This window comes from Blautia sp. An46 (assembly GCF_002161645.1).
GTDB classification, from domain to species: domain Bacteria; phylum Bacillota; class Clostridia; order Lachnospirales; family Lachnospiraceae; genus Blautia; species Blautia ornithocaccae.
In genome coordinates, this window is record NZ_NFIF01000002.1 from 48,596 (window position 1) to 66,370 (window position 17,775).

Genomic DNA, 17,775 nt, shown 5'->3' on the forward strand with positions numbered 1-17,775 from the left:
AAATTGTGAAAGAAATTGCAGTATTAGACCAGAATACAATTGATAAAATAGCAGCAGGAGAAGTGGTTGAGCGGCCAGCTTCCGTGGTAAAAGAGCTGGTGGAAAATGCCATTGACGCAGGAGCCACGGCAGTAACTGTGGAAATCAAGGAAGGCGGTATTTCCTTTATCCGTGTTACAGACAACGGCAATGGTATTCCTAAAGACCAGGTACCTATGGCTTTTCTTCGTCATGCTACCAGTAAAATCCAGAAGGTGGAGGACCTGCTTCAGATTTCTTCTCTGGGATTTCGGGGAGAGGCTCTTTCCAGCATTTCTGCCGTGTCTCAGATGGAAGTGATCACTAAGACTTCGGAGGCCATGACAGGCGTTCGGTACCTTATAGAAGGGGGCAGAGAAAAATCTCTGGAAGAGATCGGCGCCCCAAATGGCACTACCATGCTGGTACGGAACCTGTTCTTTAATACCCCTGCCAGAGCCAAATTTTTAAAAACAGCTATGACAGAGGCCGGTTATGTCAGTGCCTATATGGAACAGCTTGCTCTTTCTCATCAGGACATTTCCTTTAAATATATGGTAAATGGACAGATGCGTCTCCACAGCTCAGGAAATTCCAACCTGAAAGACGTCATCTATGGGATATACGGCAGAGATATTACCAGAGAGCTGCTGGAAGTCCGGTTTGAACGTCCGGGAATTTTGATAGAGGGATTTATTGGAAAACCAGTGATTTCCAGAGGAAATCGAAATTTTGAAAATTATTATATTAACGGAAGATACGTAAAGAGCAAAATCCTGATGAAAGCCATTGAAGAGGCTTATAAGCCTTATATGATGCAGCACAAGTATCCCTTTGTGTGTCTTCAATATACCATTTCCGGAGAGGAGATTGATGTAAACGTCCATCCAACAAAGATGGAAGTCCGGTTTCAGAACCAGGGGGCTGTGTACAACGCTACTTATGATATGATCACCCAGACTTTGTCCCGACGAGAAATGATTCCTCAGGTGGAGCTGGAAAGCCAGAAGGAGAAGAGAGAGGCTCAGAAAGCAGAAAAAAAGAACCAGATAAAGAGCCCTGCACCGGAGCCTTTTGAAACGGGATTTCGAAAAAAACAGGCAGCTTTATCCCAGCAGATAAGGGAAGAAAGAAATTCTTACGGAACTTCTGATAAAGAGGAACAAGAAAGAATTTCTCCAAATACAAAAGAGGAGAGGACCAGCTCAGGAATCCGGATTGCCACGGTGCCTCCGATTCCTCCTGCTGATTCGGCTCCGGAAATCTCTAAAACGCTGGAGAAGCCGACCCCCTCTCTGAAAGAAGCTTTACTGACTTCTGAGGAAAAACTGAAAAAGGCTCAGCCGGCCCCTCAGCAGATGGAGCTTTTCGATGACCGTCTGTTATCGAAAAAAGCCAGGACCCGGCACAGGATCATCGGTCAGCTTTTTGAGACCTACTGGCTGGTAGAATTTGACAACAAGTTTTATATTATTGACCAGCATGCTGCCCATGAAAAGGTTCTTTATGAGAGGTTTATGAAAGAATTTGAAAGCCGGGAGGTGACTACCCAGATGGTGTCTCCTCCTCAGGTAATTTCTCTGAACCTCCAGGAAGATATGCTTTTAAAGACCCATATGGAGGTGTTTAGAAGATTCGGATTTGAGATTGAAGAATTTGGCGGCAGAGAGTACAGTATTCACGGAGTTCCCGCAAATATATACGGGATTTCCGTTCAGGAACTTTTCGTAGAGATTCTGGACAGCCTGGAAAATGAAAATACCAGACAGCCTTTGGATATTATTGCGGGCAGGATCGCCACGGCTGCATGCAAAGCGGCGGTAAAAGGAAATAACACCCTTTCCTTTGAAGAGGCGGACAGACTTATAGACGAGCTGCTGGGACTGAAAAATCCTTATCACTGTCCCCATGGAAGGCCCACGATCATATCTATGACAAAATACGAGTTGGAAAAGAAATTTAAAAGAATTGTGTAGGTGATTTTTTTGAAAAAGCCTTTGATCGTTCTCACAGGCCCTACAGCAGTAGGAAAAACCAGCCTTTCCATTGCTTTGGCAAGGGCAGTGGAGGGTGAGATTATTTCTGCAGATTCTATGCAGGTATATAAGCACATGGATATCGGTTCCGCCAAGATAAAAAAGGAAGAGATGGAGGGTATCCCCCATTATCTTATCGATGTCCTGGAGCCGGATGAAGAATTTCATGTAGTCCGTTTTCAGGAAATGGCCCAAGAAGCTATGAAAGAAATCTATTCCAAAGGGAAAATCCCTATCCTTACAGGAGGAACGGGATTTTATATTCAGGCAGTGGTAAAGGATATTGACTTTTCTCAGGATACGGAAAAATCCTCTGTAAGAGAAAGATTGGAAAACCTTGCCCAGGAAAAGGGAGGGGAATATCTCCATGAACTTTTGGCCCAGCGGGACCCGGAATCTGCCGAAAAAATCCATCCCAATAATATTAAACGGGTTATCCGGGCGCTGGAATATTACGAACTGACCGGGGAAAAGATTTCTCTTCATAATGAAAGAGAAGGAGAAAAGGTTTCTCCCTATAATACGGCCTACTTTGTCTTAAATGACCACCGGGAAAGACTGTATGAGAAGATTGACCGGCGGGTGGACCAGATGCTGGATGAAGGGCTGGTAGAAGAAGTCCGCCGTCTGGCACAGATGGGATATACCAGGGATATGGTATCCATGCAGGGACTGGGCTATAAAGAAATCCTGGCTTATCTGGAAGGAGAATATTCTCTGGAAGAAGCCGTTTATGTGCTGAAAAGAGATACCCGGCATTTTGCCAAACGCCAGCTTACCTGGTTCCGCAGGGAGAAGGATGTGATCTGGGTGAATAAGCCGGATTTTGATTATGATGATAAGAAAATTTTAGAATATATATTGGAAAACTGTAAGAAAAGAGGGATTCTGTAATGGGTGAAATGGAAGCAATGTACCGGGAACTGGGCATCAGTTCTCAGGTGCTGGCTTATGGAGACAAAATAGAAAAAGAACTGAAAAGCCGCTTTGACGAAATTGATAAAACTGCGGAGTACAACCAGCTTAAGGTACTCCATGCCATGCAGAAAAATAAAGTCAGTGAAGCCTGCCTGTATCCTTCTACGGGATACGGATATAATGATATGGGAAGAGATACTTTAGAAGCTGTATATGCAGATACTTTTCACACAGAGTCTGCCTTGGTGCGGCCTCTTCTGGCCTGCGGCACCCATGCTCTGGCAGTGGCTCTGGCAGGAAATCTCCGTCCTGGAGACGAGCTTCTCTCTCCAGTAGGAAAGCCCTATGATACTTTGGAGGAGGTTATCGGTATACGGCCATCGAAAGGCTCTCTGGCAGAGTATGGCGTGACTTACCGTCAGGTAGAGCTTCTGGAAGACGGAACCTTTGATTATGATGGAATCCGGGCAGCTATTAATGAAAACACAAAACTGGTGGAAATCCAGAGATCCAAAGGGTATCTGACCCGTCCTACCTTTTCCGTAGAGCAGATTGGAGAGCTGATTTCCTTTATTAAGGGGATCAAATCAGATGTGATCTGTATGGTAGACAACTGCTACGGAGAATTTGTAGAAAGGCTGGAACCCAGCGACGTTGGGGCCGACTTAGTGGTGGGTTCCCTTATTAAAAACCCTGGCGGCGGCCTGGCTCCTATTGGAGGCTATATTGCAGGAAAAGAAGAATATGTGGAAAACGCTGCTTACAGGCTTACCTGTCCAGGCCTTGGCAAGGAAGTAGGCGCCAGTCTGGGCGTGAATTCAGCCTTTTATCAGGGCTTTTTCCTGGCTCCTTCTGTGACTGCCGGAGCTTTAAAGGGAGCTATTTTTGCGGCGAATATATACGAAAGACTTGGATTTGCAGTGACTCCGGACAGTAAAGAAGATCGTCATGATATTATCCAGGCAGTGACTTTCGGAACACCGGAAGGGGTTATTGAATTTTGTAAGGGAATCCAGGCAGCGGCTCCGGTGGACAGCTATGTAGAGCCGGAACCCTGGGCTATGCCTGGCTACGATAGTGATGTGATCATGGCAGCAGGAGCCTTTGTTTCAGGTTCTTCCATTGAACTGTCGGCAGACGGCCCGATCAAGCCTCCTTATACGGTATATTTCCAGGGAGGACTGACCTGGTATCACGCCAAGCTGGGAATCCTCATGTCTCTTCAGAAGCTTGTGGATAAGAAACTGGTAACTCTTCCTGAATAATAGGAGCTTCTATGGAAAGAAAAAAAATCTGTATCATCGGAGGAGGCGCTTCCGGACTGATGGCGGCTATTATGGCGGCCAGAGAAGGAGGAGAGGTCACTCTTCTGGAACATAATGAAAAAACAGGAAAGAAACTTTTAGCTACAGGAAATGGAAGATGTAATCTCACCAATACCTGCCAAGAGCCTTCCTGCTATCACAGCCTTTCAGGGAATCTGGCCTGGGAGATCCTCCAGGGATTTTCTTTCCAGGATACTATTCGCTTTTTCTCTCAGATCGGCGTCTATACGAAAAACAGAGAAGGCTATCTCTATCCGGCCAGTATGCAGGCATCCAGTGTGCGGGATCTGCTGGAAATGGAAGCCAGATACCGAAAGGTAAAGATTAAATGCAAAGAGCATGTAAAAGATATCAAAAAAGAAGGAGAAGGGTTCCTGGTGGTTACGGAGACCTGGAGCTATCCGGCAGACAAAGTAATCCTGGCTGCAGGCTCACGGGCCTCAGCCATACAGGGAGCAGACGGCAGCGGATATGAACTGGCAAAAAATTTGGGCCACAGCCTTATACCGCCTCTGCCGGCGTTGGTCCCTTTAAAGGGAAAAGGAAACTGGTTTTCTAAATGGGCAGGAGTCCGCACAGAAGGGAGAGTTTCTCTTTTGGCGGAGAACCATATTTTTGACCAGGCCCAGGGAGAAATCCAGCTTACGGATTATGGAGTTTCAGGCATTCCCGTGTTTCAGGTCAGCGGCAGAGCAGTGCGTCTGAGAGAAGAGGGGCTTAAGGTAACCCTTCTTCTGGATTTTCTTCCGGACTTTGACCGGGAGGGATTGGCGGCTTTCCTCAGAGCCAGACAGGAACAATGCCCTTATAAGTCTGTAAAACAACTTCTGATAGGTCTTCTGCCGGAGAAACTGGCAGAGGCGCTGATGACGGGAAAGCCGGATATCTCAAAGCTGGCGGAAAAAATCAAGGAATTTCCGATAGAGATTACTGGCGGAAAATCCTATGAGCAGGCTCAGGTATGTTCTGGAGGCGTGCCTCTTTCAGAGGTCTATTCGGACACTTTGGAATCCAGAAAGGTGCCGGGGCTGTATCTGGCAGGAGAGATTCTGGATACAGACGGTATCTGTGGAGGCTACAATCTGCAGTGGGCCTGGACTACAGGAGCCCTGGCAGGGAGAAGCGCTGCTCGGAATATCAGAAAAACTTTACAGGAGAGGAGTTGAGCTCATGCTGACTTTACAGCAGATAAAACTGCCTGTTTCCCATACCAGAGAAGATCTGGAGAAAAAAATATTAAAAACTTTAAAAATATCTCCCCAGGAACTTCAGTCCTGGAAAATCCGGAAGCAGTCTCTGGATGCCAGAAAAAAACCAGAACTGTATTTTGTATACACGATTGATGCGTCAGTGAAAAAAGAAAGTAAGGTTTTGAAAAAAGTTAACAGTAATAACGTTATGTTAACTAAAAAGAAAAAATTTTTATATCTGACAGCACCGGAAGGTCTCAGCATGAAAAACCTGGAATCCTGCCGGCCAGTAATCGTAGGCAGCGGTCCGGCTGGCCTTTTCTGCGCTTATTATCTTGCACGCGCAGGGCTGCGTCCCATTGTTTTGGAACGGGGAGATGATGCAGATAAACGTCTGGAAAAGGTAAGCTGCTTTTGGGAAAAAGGAGACCTGGACACAGAGAGTAATGTGCAGTTTGGAGAAGGAGGAGCAGGAACTTTTTCTGACGGAAAGTTGAATACCCTGGTAAAGGACAGCCAGGGAAGGAATACTGAGGTGCTGAATATTTTTGTGCGAGCAGGTGCCCCGGAAGAGATTTTATATGTGCAGAAGCCTCATCTGGGAACAGACCAGCTTGTAGAAATCGTAAAGAATATCCGGAATTATATTGAAGAACACCAGGGAGAGGTTCGGTTCCGGAGCAAAGTAACGGATTTGCTTATAGAAGAAGGAAAAGTCCGGGGTGTAGTGGTCAACGGACAGGAAGAAATCCTTTCGCCTTTCGTAGTCCTGGCAGTAGGCCACAGTGCCAGAGATACTTTTTCCCTGTTGAAAAAAAGAAATATCAATATGGAGCCCAAGGCTTTTGCTGTAGGACTTAGAGCAGAACATCCCCAGACCATGATCAACCTTTACCAGTATGGCAAAGAAGAACCGGGAAATCTAGGGGCTGCGTCCTATAAGCTTACCCACCGGGGAAAAAACGGACGAGGGATTTACAGTTTCTGCATGTGCCCTGGAGGCTATGTAGTCAATGCTTCCTCAGAGCCGGGAAGACTGGCAGTTAACGGTATGAGTTATCACGACAGAGGCAGCCGAAATGCCAACAGCGCTCTGATCGTAACGGTAACTCCGGAAGACTTTCCCGGTTCGGGACCTTTGGCTGGTGTGGAGTTTCAGCGGGAGCTGGAAGAGAAAGCCTGGAATCTGGGGCAGGGAAAGATTCCTCTTCAGCTTTACGGAGACTTCTGCCAGAATCAGGACTCCTCAGTCCTTGGTCAGGTGACGCCCTGTACCAAGGGGGCATGGAGTTTTTCCAATCTCCGAAAACTTTTTCCTGATCAGATCAGCGAGACACTGATAGAGGGGATTCAGGCTTTCGGAGAGATCATTCCCGGCTTTGACCGGAAGGACATGGTTCTTACCGGTGTGGAGAGCCGTACTTCCTCACCAGTGAGGATTCCAAGAGATGACAGTTTCCAATGTAATGTGGAAGGCATTTATCCCTGCGGAGAAGGCGCTGGCTATGCAGGAGGCATAACTTCCGCAGCCATGGACGGCCTGAAAACAGGAGAAGCAATTGTGAAAAAAATCAGAAATTTATTTTAAGGCATATACATCATTTTCAAACTGTGCTACAATGAACCTGCGAAAACTATATGCCGAAGAGAGTATCGCAGCGAAAAAATGAAGAAAATAATGGATATGGCAAAAGAGGACAGACCCTATGAGAAGTGCCTGCGTTTAGGAGCCGGCTCCCTGAGTGACGGGGAGCTTTTAGCTGTGCTGCTGCGTACAGGTACAAAGGGATGTCCTTCTGTGGCTATGGCAGATGAAATCTTAAATCTTTCCAGAGACAAAGAAGGCCTTCTGGGACTGTATCAGCTAAGTCTGACTCAGCTCCAGTCTGTAAAGGGCGTGGGAAAAGTAAAGGCAGTTCAGATTAAATGTATCGGGGAACTGTCCAAAAGAATCGCCACGGCTACAGCCAGAAAAGGGCTTTCCTTTAATCAGCCTGAGACGATAGCAGAATATTATATGGAGAGACTTCGTCATGAAGAACAGGAGATGTTGATCTGCATGATGCTGGATACAAAGAACCATCTTCTGGGGGAGGAAATGGTTTTTAAAGGCACGGTAAACAGTTCTCTGGTAAACCCCAGAGAGATTTTTCTGGCGGCAGTTTCCTACCATGCAGTGGGAATCCTGCTGGTACATAATCATCCCAGCGGAGATCCGGCTCCCAGCCGGGCAGACCTGGATTTTACACAACGGGTGTCCAGAGCAGGGGATATTCTGGGAATACCTTTGATCGATCATATTATCATTGGTGATCATAGATTCCTGAGTTTTCGCCAACGGGGGATTTTTTAATGATAGAAAAAGGGGAGCATGAAGATGCCGTTGCATAAAGCGTTTGGAGTAGACCTGGGAAGCAGCGCTGTGAAAATATATTCCCAGCACCAGGATACTATTATAGCGGAAAAAAACATGATAGCCATACGCAATCAGGACCAGATCCTGGCTGTGGGAAATGACGCATATGAGATTTTTGAGAAGAATCCGTCTAATGTGTCTGTGATTTCTCCTGTCCTTGGGGGAAAAATCGCAGATATCAATCATACAGAGATGGTCTTAAAGGCTTTGCTGGAAAAGACAGATGCCCAGGCTCTGTTAGGGTACAGCCTCTATCTTGCTATACCTTCCGATCTTTCTGAAATCGACAGGAGAGCCTATTATACCATTGGAAATTCCAACAGAAAAAATAAAATTTATATGGTAGACAAAACCATTGCAGATGCAGTGGCTTTAGGAATACCGATCCTTCATACAAAAGGCACTATGATCGTTAACATGGGAGCCCAGAGTACGGAAATATCCGTAATCGAACAGGGACGGGTAGTGGTGAGCAAGATGCTGGACATCGGAGGAAAACAGCTTAATGACGGAATTGTCAATGAAGTACGGAGACGTTATAATCTCCACATTGGAAACCGGACAGCCCGCCGTCTGAAATTCTCTCTGGCTTATCTTGGCGAGGATATTATGGAAGCCAGAAAGATTGTTGGGGTAGACAGTCTCAGCGGCCTTCCCAGAGAGGAAATCGTTCCTTCCGATGTGATTCATGAGACTATCCTGGCTCCTGTAAGAAAGATATGTGAAGAGATTCAGTTCTTTCTTGAGAGAATACCTCCTCAGATACGCCATAATATCGAGGACCAGGGAATCTTTGTGGCTGGAGGTACCAGCAGGATCCCGGATATGGAATGGTTTCTGAAACAGGAGACAGGGCAGAAAATCCGGCTTTCCGATTACTTTGAATTTTGTACAGTCTGTGGACTGAAAGAGATCATGGGAAACCGTACATTGAGAAAATGGGTGAGATAACAAGTATAAAGCTGAGGTTTTGAGAATGAAGAAAAAATTTAACTGGGTGATAAAAAGCAAACATATTCTGGTCATCATGATTCTGATCTGCATCAGTCTGATGGCTCTGGCGGCTACGGTAAATCTGCCTGTGGGCCCTGTAAAGAATGTAATAGGCTATGCCATCATACCTTTCCAGAACGGGATCAACAGTATTGGAAAGGCTCTTGACGGAGCTACTGCAGGCCTACAGAGTAAACAGCAGCTGGTGGAAGAAAATCAGCAGCTCCAGGAGAAGGTGAACCAGCTTACGGAACAGAACAGTCAGCTTACGCAGGACCTGGATGAACTGGATCGCCTTCAGGAACTCTATTCCCTGGATCAGCAGTACAGTGAGTATGATAAGGTAGCGGCTCAGGTCATTGCCATGGACGATGAAAATTGGTTTTCTACCTTTACTATTAACCGGGGAACCGATAATGGAGTCCAGGTGGACTGTAATGTAATCGCAGGAGGCGGACTAGTAGGTATTGTGACAGAAGTAGGAAATAACTGGGCTACGGTCAGATCCATTATTGATGATTCCAGCAATGTCAGTGCAATGACGGTAAGTACCTCAGACAGATGTATCGTGGCAGGAGACCTCAGGCTTATTAACGAAGGAAAACTTCAGTTTATCCACCTGAAGGATGACGAAGACCGGATACAGGAGGGCGAAAAGATCGTTACATCTGACGTGAGCGAAAAATTTCTCCCGGGTATCCTGATCGGTTATGTCAGCGAGGTAGAAGAAGACCCGAATAACCTTACAAAAACAGGAACCCTTACACCGGTTGTGGATTTTGAACATATTCGTGAAGTCCTGGTAATCAAAGAATTAAAGCAGCAGAAAGGGGATTCGTAAATGAGAATTAGGCGAAAACTTGTTTATCTCCTGGTGATCCTGGTCTGCTTTATTTTACAGACAACTGTCTTTCAGGGGCTGGCTATTGGCTCTATCGTGCCGAATCTGCTGCTGATAGTTACGATTTCATTCGGATTTATGCGGGGGAAGGTTGCCGGGATGTGGACCGGTTTCCTCTGCGGAATTCTGAAAGATATCTTTTATGGAAATCTTCTGGGCTTTTATGCACTGATCTATCTTTGCATAGGATATGGTGCCGGATGCTGCATGAAGATTTTTTATGACGAGGAAATCCGCGTTCCCATGTTTTTAGTGGCAGTGGGGGACGTTCTTTACGGCTTGGCCGTATATGGATTCCAATTTCTCCTTCGGGGCAGGACGGATATGTTTTTTTACATTCGGAGAATCATTATCCCGGAGGCAATCTATACGGTACTGATCACAGTGATTTTGTACAAACTGCTTTTTATACTTAACAAAAAACTTACAGCACTGGAAATGAAAGAGAGAGATTCCTTTTGGTTAAGAAAATAAAAAAATTCATTAAACGTATAGGGCTTAGAAGAACTACGGTACTGACTCTTTTATTCATCGGACTTTTTGCCATTCTTCTGCAGAGACTGTTTTCTCTCCAGATCATACATGGACAGGAATATGCAGATAATTTTAATCTGAGTATTACCAGAGAAAGGACCATCAAAAGTACAAGAGGGAATATCAGAGACAGAAACGGACAGCTTCTTGCCTATAATCAGCTTTCCTATTCAGTCACTCTGGAAGATAACGGAACTTATGATACTACCAGAGAGCAAAATCTTACGCTGAACCATGTGGCCTATGAACTGCTGCAGATTCTTCAGAAGCACGAAGAAAGCACAGACATCAGTTTCTATATCGATCTGGATGATAACGGAGAATACGTATATACTGCCAGCGGGTTTACATTAAACCGATTTAAAGCAGACGTATATGGGGAAGCAGAAATTGACAGCCTGGAAGAGGATGAGCTCAATGCTACTGCTCAAGAGCTGATGGATTATATGTGCAGTGAAGAAAGATTCGCCTTGGTAAACAATAAGAGCCCCTACACTGCTCAGGAACTTTCTGATCATGAGCTCCCTGAAAGTTTTACTCCAGAGGAGACTCTGGAAGTGGTAAAAATCCGCTATATTCTATCTACTAACAGTTACCAGAAATATATCCCTGTGACCATTGCCACAAATGTCAGTGAAGATACTGTGGCAGAGATCATGGAGCGGAAGGACAGCCTTCAGGGTGTGGATATTGAAGAGGATTCCATCCGCGTTTATGACGATGCGGAATATTTCGCAAATATCATCGGATATACCGGAAAAGCTTCTGCAGAAGAGCTGGAGGCGTTGGAAGAAGAGGGATATGATGACTATTCCACCGATGCGATCATCGGAAAATCCGGGGTGGAACAGCTCATGGAGACTCAGCTTCGGGGACAGGATGGCTCAGAGGAAGTGGTCGTAGACCGGCTGGGTAAGATTTTGGATATAAATGAGAATTCCAAAGTAGACCCGGTGGCAGGAAATGATGTGTATCTGTCCATTGACAAGGATCTGCAGAAGGTGGTCTATGACGTTCTGGAACAGAAAATCGCCGGAATCCTTGTGGAGAATATTGTTAATACAAAGACTTTTGAATATGTAGAGGGAATGGATACTGCAGAAATCAAAACCCCCATTTACGATGTATATTATGCGCTGATTGAAAACAGCGTATTGGATATCGGACATTTTTCTGCAGAAGATGCAACTACCCTGGAACAGACGGTGTACAGCCTCTTCCAGCAGCGACAGTCACAGGTGTTTTCGGAGATCAGCTCAGAGCTGACCAGTGAAAATCCGACTGCTTTCCAGGACTTGTCTGAGGAGATGCAGGAGTACCAGCAGTATATCGTCAGTGATTTTTTAATACAGGATACCGGAATTCTATCTGAAGGCGCCATTGACGTTTCTGACTCTGTATATAAGGCATGGCAGAACGGAACCATCAGTTTAAAAGAGTTCCTTACCTATGCTGCAGGAGAAAACTGGATTGATATTTCCAGGTTTTCTGCGGAAGGAGAGTATCTGTCTTCTTCAGAAGTATATACGGCCCTGTCAGAATATCTGACAGAATCTCTCAGTGATGATGAGGGATTTTCAAAGATTATTTATAAATATATGCTCCAGTCCGACATGATCTCCGGCACACAGCTTTGTATGCTTCTCTATGATCAGGGAGTGCTGGAACAGGATGAGAATACCTACAATTCCCTTGCATCCGGTTCTCTGAGAGCATATGACTTTATGATCCAGAAGATCACCAGTCTGGAAATTACACCGGCTCAACTGGCTCTGGATCCCTGTTATGGTTCAGCAGTGGTTACAGATCCTAAGACCGGAGAGACGCTGGCCTGTGTTACCTATCCTGGATATGACAATAACCGTCTGGCCAATAATATGGATTCAGACTACTATAACCATCTTTTGGAAGACCTGTCACGGCCCTTATATAATAAGGCCACCCAGGAGACAAGAGCCCCCGGTTCAACTTTTAAAGTTGTCACCGCTATAGCAGGTATTGAAGAGGGAATCGTTGACAGTAATTATGGTGTGGTCTGTGACGGCGCCTTCCATTTTCCAAATTCATCAGATTTTGTGAACTGTGCCAATATTTATGGACATGGCTATATGAGTGTTGTAAGCGGTATCGCAAACTCCTGTAACGATTTCTTCGGACAGGTTGCTTATGACCTGGGAACAGATTCCAACGGTGAATTTTCAGATTCACTTGGTTTGGAAACTTTGAACAAATATGCTAAAATGTTCCGCCTGAATGAAAAAACAGGTTTGGAAATAGAAGAATCAGAGCCTCAGCTGGCAGATGCAGATGTAGTCCGTTCTGCTATCGGACAGAGTAATGCCCAGTATACCACATCGCAGCTTGCCAGGTATGTAACCACTATTGCAAGCCGGGGGACCAGTTATGATCTGACCCTTTTTGATAAAGTTACTGACGCAGACGGCAATGTTCTGGAAGATTACTCACCGGAAATAAAAGGTGATCTGGATGTTTCAGACAGTACCTGGAGCACTGTTCATGAAGGTATGCGGGGAGTGGCTACAAGAAATCCTATTTTAAGCTCCCTGGATGTTGCCGTGGCAGGAAAGACCGGTACTGCGCAGGAAGATTTATCACGGCCTTCCCATGGTTTATTTATCGGATTTGCTCCTTATGAGGACCCGGAAGTTGCCATGGCTGTTCGTATTTCTTACGGATACAGTTCCGGAAATGCGATATCTGTTGCAAATGATATTTTCAGCTATATGTACAATCTGGAAGATGAATCGGAAATTGTTTCCGGTACTGCAAACACAGATAACATATCCACCGCACAGACGGATTAAAAAATACCAGAGATGCATAAAAGGAAAATATCAGGAGGATGAGGTATGAGTGAGATTATTGTAGTAACGTCCGGAAAGGGCGGAGTAGGAAAAACCACGGTAACGGCAAATCTGGGGCTGGGGCTTGCAAAAATGAATAAAAAAGTGGTAGTAGTAGATACTGACATCGGCCTTAGAAACTTAGATGTGGTCCTGGGGCTGGAAAACAGGATTGTCTATAATCTGATCGATGTGATCGAAGGCAGCTGCCGGATGAAGCAGGCCCTGATAAGAGATAAGCAGTGTGATACCCTGTATCTTCTTCCTTCAGCCCAGACAAAAGACAAGACTGCCATTACCCCGGAACAGATGGTAAAACTTACAGAGGACCTTTCGGAAGAATTTGACTATATCCTGCTGGACTGCCCTGCAGGAATTGAACAGGGATTTAAAAATGCCATTGCCGGGGCCAACAGCGCTATTGTAGTTACAACACCTGAAGTTTCTGCTATCCGGGACGCTGACAGGATCATCGGCCTTCTTCAGGCAAATGAAATGCCAAAGATACAGCTGATCATCAATCGTCTGCGTATGGATATGGTGAAACGGGGAGAAATGATGTCCGTAGAAGATGTGACAGAAATCCTTGCTGTAGACCTTCTGGGAGCCATACCAGATGATGAGGCAGTAGTGGTAGCCACCAATCAGGGAGAACCTCTGTGCGGAAAAAATTCTCCTTCAGGACAGGCCTTTGAAAATATCTGCCGAAGGATTTCCGGAGAGGCAGTGCCTCTCATAGATTTTCAGGGAAAAACAGGAGTTATGAAAAGACTGTCTCAAATTTTCAGAAGATCATAAGAGGGAGGCATGGGTATTATGAGATTTCCAGGCAGACGTTCCGGCCTTATTGCAAAAGACCGCCTCAGGCTTCTTCTTACATCAGAAAGGCTTGACTGTACGCCGCAAATGATGACCATGCTGAAAAACGATATGATAAGAGCTGTGGATAAGTATTTTACTGTTCAGGATAAAAAGGTAGAAATCCGTTATGTAAAAGACCGCAGTACGCTTCTGATAAAGATCCCTCTCCAGAGTGATATAGAAAAATCCTCTCCGGGAATGTCCTTCTGGAGATAATAACTAAGCAATAAATCGATAAGCAACCATAAGAAAAAGGTGTTTTCATGATTAGACTATATAAATTACGTGACTATGATTTCAGATTGGTAATCGCTCTTGTTGTTTTGAGTACCATAGGCGTACTCCTCGTAGGAAGTGCAGATGCATCCCTTCAGAACCGACAGCTCATGGGATTGATCCTGGGACTGGCAGCTATGGTGGTCGTTTCTTTGATGGACTTCAGCTGGATACTTAATTTTTCCTGGGTGATCTATTTCCTGAATATTTTACTTCTTCTTGCAGTCCGGCTTTTCGGAAACGATGCAAACGGAGCTACCCGCTGGATCAGCATCGGAGGCTTCACCTTCCAGCCTACAGAGCTGGCAAAGATCGTCATTATCCTGTTCTTTGCCCGATTTTTTATGGAGCATGAGGAGGATTTAAATACACTGAGGACAATTGTAAAATCTATTATCCTTCTGGCAGTTCCTCTGGCCCTGATCTACATCCAGCCAGACTTGAAAAATACACTTACAATTGTTATACTGTTTTGTATGATTATTTATATGGCGGGACTGAGTTATAAGATCATCGGAGGAGGGCTTTTGGTGGTCATTCCGCTTGTGATCGTGTTTCTGTTTATTATTATGCAGCCCAATCAGTCACTGATACCGGACTATCAGAGAAACAGGATCATGTCCTTTCTGAATTCTGAAGAAGATGAATATTCAGATTCCGTCCTTCAGCAGGAAAACTCTGTAATGGCTATTGGTTCCGGACAGCTTACAGGAAAGGGCCTGAATAACAATGAGGTCTCCTCTGCAAATAATGGAAATTTTGTATCTGAGAACCAGACAGACTTTATCTTTTCTGTGGCAGGGGAGGAGCTTGGCTTTATTGGCTGTGCGGCTATTATCCTGCTTCTGCTGTTCATTATTTTTGAATGCATAAGGATAAGTTTAAGAGCAAAGGACCTGTCGGGAAAGCTTATATGCTGCGGCATGGGAGCCCTTATCGGAATACAGAGCTTTATCAATATAGGAGTTGTCACAAATATCCTGCCTAACACAGGTACTCCTCTTCCCTTTGTCAGCTATGGACTGACCTCCATGGTCAGTCTGTATATCGGAATGGGACTGGTGCTTAATGTGGGGCTTCAAAGATATAAAAAATACAGGGAGGTTGATGAATCATGAACATCGGATTGATCGCACACAATTCAAAGAAGAAATTGATGCAGAATTTTTGCATTGCCTACAGGAATATTTTATCCAGAAATACACTTTATGCTACGGGAACCACCGGCAGGCTGATAGAGGAGGCCTCTAATCTGACGGTCCATAAATTTCTGGCAGGACATCTGGGAGGAGAACAGCAGCTGGGAGCATTGATCGAACAAAATGAGATGGACTTGGTCATTTATCTGAGAGAACCTCTGGCGCCTCAGAAGCATGATCCCGATGTAAAAAGGATTTTTCATTTGTGTGATACCCATAACATTCCCCTGGCAACAAATCTGGCAACTGCCGAGATGATGATTCGCTCTTTGGGAAGAGGAGAGATGGACTGGCGTGAAATGTATAAATAATAAAAAGGTCAGGAAAACTCTTATTCTGATAGGAGTCCTTGCAGGTTTCTTCCTTGTGGGAATCATTGCCCTTGTGCTCTTTACCCGTGGAGGACAGATTAACGAGCCTCTGCCCTATTCCAGAAGCGCCCGTATATTCGGAACTTCTGTACAGGAATCTTCCACGGTGGCAGAAGGCATAGCTGAGAATCTATGTGTAGGAGCCAGTAATAATGCTCTGGATGGAGTAGATGCCCAGGAGGGAGAGATGGCAGGCCTTTTTGATATACGAAATGGCGAGATTCCTTTTTCTCAGAATATTTATCAACAGAAGTCAGCAGGAAGACTGGCCCAGCTTATGACAGTCCTGATAGCCTACGAAACACTTGACATGGACTCCAGCGTTACGATTGAGCAGGAGGATATCTCCTATGGAGCTGACCGTACCTGTGGCCTGTCTGTAGGGAATGTAATCAGTGGGCGACAGCTGCTAAATGCGGCTGCTGTATATTCAGCAGAAGATGCTTGCCTGGCCTTGGCGAGAGCTGCGTCGGGAAGTGCGTCTGCTTTTGTAGAGAGCATGAATAATAAGGCAAAAGAACTGGGTATGACAAACACCAGTTATACAGATCCTGCGGGAACCGATGAGGAAGGGCAATATACCACAGTTTATGATACCTATCTTCTTCTCAACGCAATACTGGAACATCCTGACCTTACAAACACTCTTGGATTGTCCAGTTATACCCTGGACTACAGCCGGGCAGATGGTGAGCAAAAACAGCAATGGCTGAGTTCAGACAACCTTTATGTGACAGGTACTGCTTCATCTCCCAGAGGAGTAACTGTTTTGGGGGGAAAGATGAATGCAGCGGCGGAAAACAACTATGCAGCTCTTCTGGTCCAGGACAATTATGGCAATCCATATGTAGTCATTGTGCTGAATACAGACAGTCAGGTGAATCTCTATGAAAGAATGGAACAGATGATGGAAAAACTGGGTGGCTGAATATCTGTACAGAGACTAGGTACCCGCTAATTTCCTGCTATAAGAAAAAATGCTGGAAATTTTGATTTTACCATTGTATTTTTGAATGATATGCACTATAATTATCTCAACGATAACCACGTTTTTAGTAAAAATACATATTACGTGCGGCTAAGGAGGAAATTGCGATGGTTCAGTTAATTGTAGGAGAAAAAGGTAAAGGAAAAACAAAAGAACTTCTGGACAAAGTAAATAAAGAGGTAAAGGAAGCAAGCGGTACATTTGTTTATCTGGATAAAAGCAGAAAGCACATGTATGAGTTGAATAATAAGGTACGTCTCATTGATATGTCAGAATATGACATCCAGAATAGCAGCGAGTTTCTCGGGTTCATATCCGGTGTAGTGTCTCAGGATAATGACCTTGAAAAGATGTTTCTGGACAGCTTTTTAAAGATTTCAAAAGCTGAGGATGGGGAACTTGGAGAGGTTCTGGATCGTCTGGATACAATGGGAAAGAAATACGGAGTTTCCTTTATTGTAAGTCTTTCAAAGAATAAAGAGGACTTACCGGAAAGTGCACAGAACATGGTTTTGATTTCCTTATAAACCGCTTCGATTTCATATGTAAACACGGTTGAAAGCCGCCCCGTTTGGGGCGGCTTTGTTGCGGTCTTAATTATTTTCAGAAAATGATGAAATCCTTCCAAAAAGGCTAAGGAGATACAGACCGCAGATTCCTACCAGCGCATAAATGATCCTGGAAATCCAGGTCATATCGCCAAATAAAAAAGTTACCAAATTGAATCGGAAGAAGCCGATAAGCCCCCAGTTAACCGCACCAATAATTGTTATGATCAGAGCGGTATAGTCTAAAAATTTACTGTTCATATTTTGCTGCCTCCTTTATCACTGTGTATTATTTCCACAGACCATGGTTTTATACGAAAAAATTCTATTGTGATTC

Annotated in this window: 17 protein-coding genes; 16 read left to right on the forward strand and 1 reads right to left on the reverse strand. The window is 44.9% G+C overall.

Annotated features, from left to right (window positions below):
* Positions 1–5: 5 nt before the first annotated feature.
* The 16 genes from mutL (at position 6) to B5G00_RS02215 (ending at position 17,417) form a co-directional block, all read left to right on the forward strand.
* A complete protein-coding gene (gene mutL / locus B5G00_RS02140) occupies positions 6–1,994 on the forward strand; it encodes a DNA mismatch repair endonuclease MutL (RefSeq protein ID WP_087267820.1) in 1,989 nt (662 codons plus the stop codon).
* A gap of 9 nt (positions 1,995–2,003) precedes the next feature.
* Entirely contained in the window at positions 2,004–2,948 is a 945-nt protein-coding gene (gene miaA, locus B5G00_RS02145) for a tRNA (adenosine(37)-N6)-dimethylallyltransferase MiaA (protein ID WP_087268488.1), read from the forward strand.
* Positions 2,948–4,237 (forward strand): methionine gamma-lyase family protein, encoded by a 1,290-nt coding sequence (locus B5G00_RS02150; RefSeq protein WP_087267823.1) that lies wholly within the window; start codon positions 2,948–2,950, stop codon positions 4,235–4,237. Before miaA ends, B5G00_RS02150 begins: the two co-directional genes overlap by 1 nt.
* An 11-nt stretch (positions 4,238–4,248) precedes the next feature.
* Positions 4,249–5,463, forward strand: coding sequence for an NAD(P)/FAD-dependent oxidoreductase (locus tag B5G00_RS02155; RefSeq protein WP_087267826.1), 1,215 nt, complete (start codon positions 4,249–4,251; stop codon positions 5,461–5,463).
* Between the two features lie 4 nt (positions 5,464–5,467).
* On the forward strand, positions 5,468–7,075 hold the full coding sequence (locus tag B5G00_RS02160; RefSeq protein ID WP_087267829.1) for an NAD(P)/FAD-dependent oxidoreductase: 1,608 nt from the start codon (positions 5,468–5,470) through the stop codon (positions 7,073–7,075).
* A gap of 78 nt (positions 7,076–7,153) precedes the next feature.
* Positions 7,154–7,840 (forward strand): RadC family protein, encoded by a 687-nt coding sequence (radC, locus tag B5G00_RS02165; RefSeq protein WP_087267832.1) that lies wholly within the window; start codon positions 7,154–7,156, stop codon positions 7,838–7,840.
* A 24-nt stretch (positions 7,841–7,864) separates the two neighbouring features.
* The gene (locus B5G00_RS02170; RefSeq protein WP_087267835.1) at positions 7,865–8,854 is read left to right on the forward strand and encodes a rod shape-determining protein; all 990 of its coding nucleotides are present in this window, start codon (positions 7,865–7,867) and stop codon (positions 8,852–8,854) included.
* Positions 8,855–8,879: 25 nt separating this feature from the next.
* The gene (gene mreC / locus B5G00_RS02175) at positions 8,880–9,737 is read left to right on the forward strand and encodes a rod shape-determining protein MreC (protein WP_087267837.1); all 858 of its coding nucleotides are present in this window, start codon (positions 8,880–8,882) and stop codon (positions 9,735–9,737) included.
* A complete protein-coding gene (gene mreD, locus B5G00_RS02180) occupies positions 9,738–10,271 on the forward strand; it encodes a rod shape-determining protein MreD (RefSeq protein WP_087267840.1) in 534 nt (177 codons plus the stop codon).
* Positions 10,256–13,156, forward strand: coding sequence for a penicillin-binding transpeptidase domain-containing protein (locus B5G00_RS02185; protein ID WP_087267843.1), 2,901 nt, complete (start codon positions 10,256–10,258; stop codon positions 13,154–13,156). Before mreD ends, B5G00_RS02185 begins: the two co-directional genes overlap by 16 nt.
* 45 nt (positions 13,157–13,201) lie before the next feature.
* The gene (gene minD / locus B5G00_RS02190; protein WP_087267845.1) at positions 13,202–13,993 is read left to right on the forward strand and encodes a septum site-determining protein MinD; all 792 of its coding nucleotides are present in this window, start codon (positions 13,202–13,204) and stop codon (positions 13,991–13,993) included.
* An 18-nt stretch (positions 13,994–14,011) separates the two neighbouring features.
* Positions 14,012–14,272: a cell division topological specificity factor MinE gene (locus B5G00_RS02195; RefSeq protein WP_242971253.1), complete on the forward strand. Its 261-nt coding sequence runs from the start codon at positions 14,012–14,014 to the stop codon at positions 14,270–14,272.
* Positions 14,273–14,319: 47 nt separating this feature from the next.
* Positions 14,320–15,450: an FtsW/RodA/SpoVE family cell cycle protein gene (locus B5G00_RS02200; RefSeq protein WP_087267848.1), complete on the forward strand. Its 1,131-nt coding sequence runs from the start codon at positions 14,320–14,322 to the stop codon at positions 15,448–15,450.
* Positions 15,447–15,842: a methylglyoxal synthase gene (locus B5G00_RS02205; protein ID WP_087267851.1), complete on the forward strand. Its 396-nt coding sequence runs from the start codon at positions 15,447–15,449 to the stop codon at positions 15,840–15,842. Before B5G00_RS02200 ends, B5G00_RS02205 begins: the two co-directional genes overlap by 4 nt.
* Complete coding sequence (locus B5G00_RS02210; RefSeq protein ID WP_087267854.1) at positions 15,826–16,830, forward strand: D-alanyl-D-alanine carboxypeptidase; 1,005 nt, start codon at positions 15,826–15,828, stop codon at positions 16,828–16,830. Before B5G00_RS02205 ends, B5G00_RS02210 begins: the two co-directional genes overlap by 17 nt.
* 167 nt (positions 16,831–16,997) lie before the next feature.
* Positions 16,998–17,417: a twitching motility protein PilT gene (locus B5G00_RS02215; protein WP_087267857.1), complete on the forward strand. Its 420-nt coding sequence runs from the start codon at positions 16,998–17,000 to the stop codon at positions 17,415–17,417.
* A 66-nt stretch (positions 17,418–17,483) separates the two neighbouring features.
* On the opposite strand, the gene B5G00_RS02220 is transcribed toward B5G00_RS02215, so the two are convergent.
* Positions 17,484–17,699, reverse strand: a complete 216-nt coding sequence (locus tag B5G00_RS02220) for a DUF378 domain-containing protein (protein ID WP_087267859.1) — start codon at positions 17,697–17,699, stop codon at positions 17,484–17,486.
* Positions 17,700–17,775 lie beyond the last annotated feature (76 nt).

Excerpts from the sequence above, each read along its gene's own strand:
- B5G00_RS02150 (WP_087267823.1), top strand. The coding sequence starts at position 2,948 with ATGGGTGAAATGGAAGCAATGTACCGGGAACTGGGCATCAGTTCTCAG.
- B5G00_RS02155 (WP_087267826.1), top strand. The coding sequence starts at position 4,249 with ATGGAAAGAAAAAAAATCTGTATCATCGGAGGAGGCGCTTCCGGACTG.
- B5G00_RS02160 (WP_087267829.1), top strand. The coding sequence starts at position 5,468 with ATGCTGACTTTACAGCAGATAAAACTGCCTGTTTCCCATACCAGAGAA.
- radC (WP_087267832.1), top strand. The coding sequence starts at position 7,154 with ATGAAGAAAATAATGGATATGGCAAAAGAGGACAGACCCTATGAGAAG.
- B5G00_RS02170 (WP_087267835.1), top strand. The coding sequence starts at position 7,865 with ATGCCGTTGCATAAAGCGTTTGGAGTAGACCTGGGAAGCAGCGCTGTG.
- mreC (WP_087267837.1), top strand. The coding sequence starts at position 8,880 with ATGAAGAAAAAATTTAACTGGGTGATAAAAAGCAAACATATTCTGGTC.
- mreD (WP_087267840.1), top strand. The coding sequence starts at position 9,738 with ATGAGAATTAGGCGAAAACTTGTTTATCTCCTGGTGATCCTGGTCTGC.
- minD (WP_087267845.1), top strand. The coding sequence starts at position 13,202 with ATGAGTGAGATTATTGTAGTAACGTCCGGAAAGGGCGGAGTAGGAAAA.
- B5G00_RS02195 (WP_242971253.1), top strand. The coding sequence starts at position 14,012 with ATGAGATTTCCAGGCAGACGTTCCGGCCTTATTGCAAAAGACCGCCTC.
- B5G00_RS02200 (WP_087267848.1), top strand. The coding sequence starts at position 14,320 with ATGATTAGACTATATAAATTACGTGACTATGATTTCAGATTGGTAATC.
- B5G00_RS02205 (WP_087267851.1), top strand. The coding sequence starts at position 15,447 with ATGAACATCGGATTGATCGCACACAATTCAAAGAAGAAATTGATGCAG.
- B5G00_RS02215 (WP_087267857.1), top strand. The coding sequence starts at position 16,998 with ATGGTTCAGTTAATTGTAGGAGAAAAAGGTAAAGGAAAAACAAAAGAA.
- B5G00_RS02220 (WP_087267859.1), bottom strand. The coding sequence starts at position 17,699 with ATGAACAGTAAATTTTTAGACTATACCGCTCTGATCATAACAATTATT.